Below are 5093 nucleotides of genomic sequence, written 5' to 3'. Positions count from 1 at the left end.
AGCTAAGCGACTTCCTTATCTCACAGGGGGCAACCCCCAACTACTTCCGGCGTTCTAGGGCTTAACTTCTGTGTTCGGCATGGGTACAGGTGTATCTCCTAGGCTATCGTCACTTAACTTTGAGTAATACCTACTCAAAATTGAATATCTATCAAATTCCAAGAAAAGCCTTCACACTTCGTATTCTCAGTTACTTTGGATAAGTCCTCGAGCTATTAGTATTAGTCCGCTACATGTGTCGCCACACTTCCACTTCTAACCTATCTACCTGATCATCTCTCAGGGCTCTTACTGATATAAAATCATGGGAAATCTCATCTTGAGGTGGGTTTCACACTTAGATGCTTTCAGCGTTTATCCCTTCCCTACATAGCTACCCAGCGATGCCTTTGGCAAGACAACTGGTACACCAGCGGTAAGTCCACTCTGGTCCTCTCGTACTAGGAGCAGATCCTCTCAAATTTCCTACGCCCGCGACGGATAGGGACCGAACTGTCTCACGACGTTCTGAACCCAGCTCGCGTGCCGCTTTAATGGGCGAACAGCCCAACCCTTGGGACCGACTACAGCCCCAGGATGCGACGAGCCGACATCGAGGTGCCAAACCTCCCCGTCGATGTGAACTCTTGGGGGAGATAAGCCTGTTATCCCCAGGGTAGCTTTTATCCGTTGAGCGATGGCCCTTCCATACGGAACCACCGGATCACTAAGCCCGACTTTCGTCCCTGCTCGAGTTGTAGCTCTCGCAGTCAAGCTCCCTTATACCTTTACACTCTGCGAATGATTTCCAACCATTCTGAGGGAACCTTTGGGCGCCTCCGTTACCTTTTAGGAGGCGACCGCCCCAGTCAAACTGCCCGTCAGACACTGTCTCCGATAGGGATCACCTATCTGGGTTAGAGTGGCCATAACACAAGGGTAGTATCCCAACAACGTCTCCTTCGAAACTGGCGTCCCGATCTCTTAGACTCCTACCTATCCTGTACATGTGGTACAGACACTCAATATCAAACTGCAGTAAAGCTCCATGGGGTCTTTCCGTCCTGTCGCGGGTAACCTGCATCTTCACAGGTACTAAAATTTCACCGAGTCTCTCGTTGAGACAGTGCCCAAATCATTACGCCTTTCGTGCGGGTCGGAACTTACCCGACAAGGAATTTCGCTACCTTAGGACCGTTATAGTTACGGCCGCCGTTTACTGGGGCTTCAATTCATACCTTCGCTTACGCTAAGCACTCCTCTTAACCTTCCAGCACCGGGCAGGCGTCACCCCCTATACATCATCTTACGATTTAGCAGAGAGCTGTGTTTTTGATAAACAGTTGCTTGGGCCTATTCACTGCGGCTGACTTAAAGTCAGCACCCCTTCTCCCGAAGTTACGGGGTCATTTTGCCGAGTTCCTTAACGAGAGTTCTCTCGCTCACCTGAGGCTACTCGCCTCGACTACCTGTGTCGGTTTGCGGTACGGGTAGAGTATGTTTAAACGCTAGAAGCTTTTCTTGGCAGTGTGACGTCACTAACTTCGCTACTAAACTTCGCTCCCCATCACAGCTCAATGTTATAGAACTAAGCATTTAACTCAATTCACACCTCACTGCTTAGACAGACACTTCCAATCGTCTGCTTTAGTTAGCCTACTGCGTCCCTCCATCACTACATACTCTAGTACAGGAATATCAACCTGTTGTCCATCGGATACACCTTTCGGTCTCTCCTTAGGTCCCGACTAACCCAGGGCGGACGAGCCTTCCCCTGGAAACCTTAGTCTTACGGTGGACAGGATTCTCACCTGTCTTTCGCTACTCATACCGGCATTCTCACTTCTATGCGTTCCAGCACTCCTCACGGTACACCTTCTTCACACATAGAACGCTCTCCTACCATACCTATAAAGGTATCCACAGCTTCGGTAAATTGTTTTAGCCCCGGTACATTTTCGGCGCAGGGTCACTCGACTAGTGAGCTATTACGCACTCTTTGAATGAATAGCTGCTTCTAAGCTAACATCCTAGTTGTCTGTGCAACCCCACATCCTTTTCCACTTAACAATTATTTTGGGACCTTAGCTGGTGGTCTGGGCTGTTTCCCTTTCGACTACGGATCTTAGCACTCGCAGTCTGACTGCCGACCATAATTCATTGGCATTCGGAGTTTATCTGAGATTGGTAATCCGGGATGGACCCCTCACCCAAACAGTGCTCTACCTCCAAGAATCTCTAATGTCGACGCTAGCCCTAAAGCTATTTCGGAGAGAACCAGCTATCTCCAAGTTCGTTTGGAATTTCTCCGCTACCCACAAGTCATCCAAGCACTTTTCAACGTGCCCTGGTTCGGTCCTCCAGTGCGTCTTACCGCACCTTCAACCTGCTCATGGGTAGGTCACATGGTTTCGGGTCTACGACATAATACTAAAGCGCCCTTTTCAGACTCGGTTTCCCTACGGCTCCGTCTCTTCAACTTAACCTCGCATCATATCGTAACTCGCCGGTTCATTCTACAAAAGGCACGCTCTCACCCATTAACGGGCTCGAACTTGTTGTAGGCACACGGTTTCAGGTTCTATTTCACTCCCCTCCCGGGGTGCTTTTCACCTTTCCCTCACGGTACTGGTTCACTATCGGTCACTAGGGAGTATTTAGGGTTGGGAGATGGTCCTCCCAGATTCCGACGGGATTTCACGTGTCCCGCCGTACTCAGGATACTGCTAGGTACAAAGACTATTTTAAATACGAGGCTATCACTCTCTTTGGCTGATCTTCCCAAATCATTCTTCTATAGTCTTTGAGTCCACATTGCAGTCCTACAACCCCGAAGAGTAAACTCTTCGGTTTGCCCTTCTGCCGTTTCGCTCGCCGCTACTAAGGCAATCGCTTTTGCTTTCTCTTCCTGCAGCTACTTAGATGTTTCAGTTCACTGCGTCTTCCTCCTCATATCCTTAACAGATATGGGTAACAGGTAGTACCTGTTGGGTTCCCCCATTCGGAAATCCCTGGATCATCGCTTACTTACAGCTACCCAAGGCATATCGTCGTTTGTCACGTCCTTCTTCGGCTCCTAGTGCCAAGGCATCCACCGTGCGCCCTTATTAACTTAACCTTATTTTTGACCTTTCAGTCATAAACTCTTTTAATACTACAGCGTTTCGGTTTATTTTCTTGTTACTATTTGATATAGATATTCAATTTTCAATGTGCATTACTTGGTGATCTCTCACCAATGGAGCCTAGCGGGATCGAACCGCTGACCTCCTGCGTGCAAAGCAGGCGCTCTCCCAGCTGAGCTAAGGCCCCACAAGACCTCTCAAGACTAAACAAGACCAATGTGCATTCCTTATCCTTAGAAAGGAGGTGATCCAGCCGCACCTTCCGATACGGCTACCTTGTTACGACTTCACCCCAATCATCTATCCCACCTTAGGCGGCTGGCTCCTAAAAGGTTACCTCACCGACTTCGGGTGTTACAAACTCTCGTGGTGTGACGGGCGGTGTGTACAAGGCCCGGGAACGTATTCACCGCGGCGTGCTGATCCGCGATTACTAGCGATTCCGACTTCATGTAGGCGAGTTGCAGCCTACAATCCGAACTGAGACTGGCTTTAAGAGATTAGCTTGCCGTCACCGACTTGCGACTCGTTGTACCAGCCATTGTAGCACGTGTGTAGCCCAGGTCATAAGGGGCATGATGATTTGACGTCATCCCCACCTTCCTCCGGTTTATTACCGGCAGTCTCGCTAGAGTGCCCAACTGAATGATGGCAACTAACAATAGGGGTTGCGCTCGTTGCGGGACTTAACCCAACATCTCACGACACGAGCTGACGACAACCATGCACCACCTGTCACCTCTGTCCCGAAGGAAAACTCTATCTCTAGAGTAGTCAGAGGGATGTCAAGACCTGGTAAGGTTCTTCGCGTTGCTTCGAATTAAACCACATGCTCCACCGCTTGTGCGGGCCCCCGTCAATTCCTTTGAGTTTCAACCTTGCGGTCGTACTCCCCAGGCGGAGTGCTTAATGCGTTAGCTGCGGCACTAAACCCCGGAAAGGGTCTAACACCTAGCACTCATCGTTTACGGCGTGGACTACCAGGGTATCTAATCCTGTTTGCTCCCCACGCTTTCGAGCCTCAGCGTCAGTTACAAGCCAGAGAGCCGCTTTCGCCACCGGTGTTCCTCCATATATCTACGCATTTCACCGCTACACATGGAATTCCACTCTCCCCTCTTGTACTCAAGTTAAACAGTTTCCAAAGCGTACTATGGTTAAGCCACAGCCTTTAACTTCAGACTTATCTAACCGCCTGCGCTCGCTTTACGCCCAATAAATCCGGACAACGCTCGGGACCTACGTATTACCGCGGCTGCTGGCACGTAGTTAGCCGTCCCTTTCTGGTAAGATACCGTCACAGTGTGAACTTTCCACTCTCACACTCGTTCTTCTCTTACAACAGAGCTTTACGATCCGAAAACCTTCTTCACTCACGCGGCGTTGCTCGGTCAGACTTCCGTCCATTGCCGAAGATTCCCTACTGCTGCCTCCCGTAGGAGTCTGGGCCGTGTCTCAGTCCCAGTGTGGCCGATCACCCTCTCAGGTCGGCTATGTATCGTCGCCTTGGTGAGCCGTTACCTCACCAACTAGCTAATACAACGCAGGTCCATCTGGTAGTGATGCAATTGCACCTTTCAAGCAGATATCATGCAATATCTACTGTTATGCGGTATTAGCTATCGTTTCCAATAGTTATCCCCCACTACCAGGCAGGTTACCTACGCGTTACTCACCCGTTCGCAACTCATCCAGAGAAGCAAGCTCCTCCTTCAGCGTTCTACTTGCATGTATTAGGCACGCCGCCAGCGTTCGTCCTGAGCCAGGATCAAACTCTCATTAAAAGTTTGAGTTCTCACTCATTTCTGTCACTGACAGATTTATTGTTTTTTCATTGTTCAGTACTACAACTTCAGTTGTAGTGCCCTGCACATTGGTTCGTCTTGTTCAGTTTTCAAAGGTCTTTGTCACTCTCTTCTCTCAAGTGACAACTATATTAGTATATCACAGCAGCTTTCGCTTGTCAACACTTTTTTGAAACTTTTTTTA

1 tRNA gene and 3 rRNA genes are annotated in these 5093 nt (G+C 49.4%); all 4 read right to left on the bottom strand.

The features are described 5' to 3' along the window. Window position 1: 1 nt before the first annotated feature. The 4 genes from rrf to ACESOD_RS09735 all read right to left on the bottom strand — a co-directional run bounded on the left by rrf (window position 2) and on the right by ACESOD_RS09735 (window position 4888). Window positions 2-117 (bottom strand): 5S ribosomal RNA (gene rrf, locus ACESOD_RS09750). Window positions 118-195: 78 nt separating this feature from the next. After that, window positions 196-3097 (bottom strand): 23S ribosomal RNA (locus ACESOD_RS09745). Between the two features lie 121 nt (window positions 3098-3218). Continuing rightward, window positions 3219-3291 (bottom strand) — tRNA-Ala (locus ACESOD_RS09740). Window positions 3292-3341: 50 nt separating this feature from the next. Further along, window positions 3342-4888, bottom strand: a 16S ribosomal RNA gene (locus tag ACESOD_RS09735). The 16S, 23S and 5S rRNA genes sit together here with 1 tRNA gene alongside, the layout of an rRNA operon. Between the last annotated feature and the right edge of the window lie 205 nt (window positions 4889-5093).

This window comes from Streptococcus oralis (genome assembly GCF_964238205.1).
Taxonomy (GTDB): Bacteria; Bacillota; Bacilli; order Lactobacillales; family Streptococcaceae; genus Streptococcus; species Streptococcus oralis_CZ.
The sequence above is the reverse complement of the archived record's forward strand: the minus strand, read 5'-3'. Positions and strand labels throughout refer to the sequence as shown.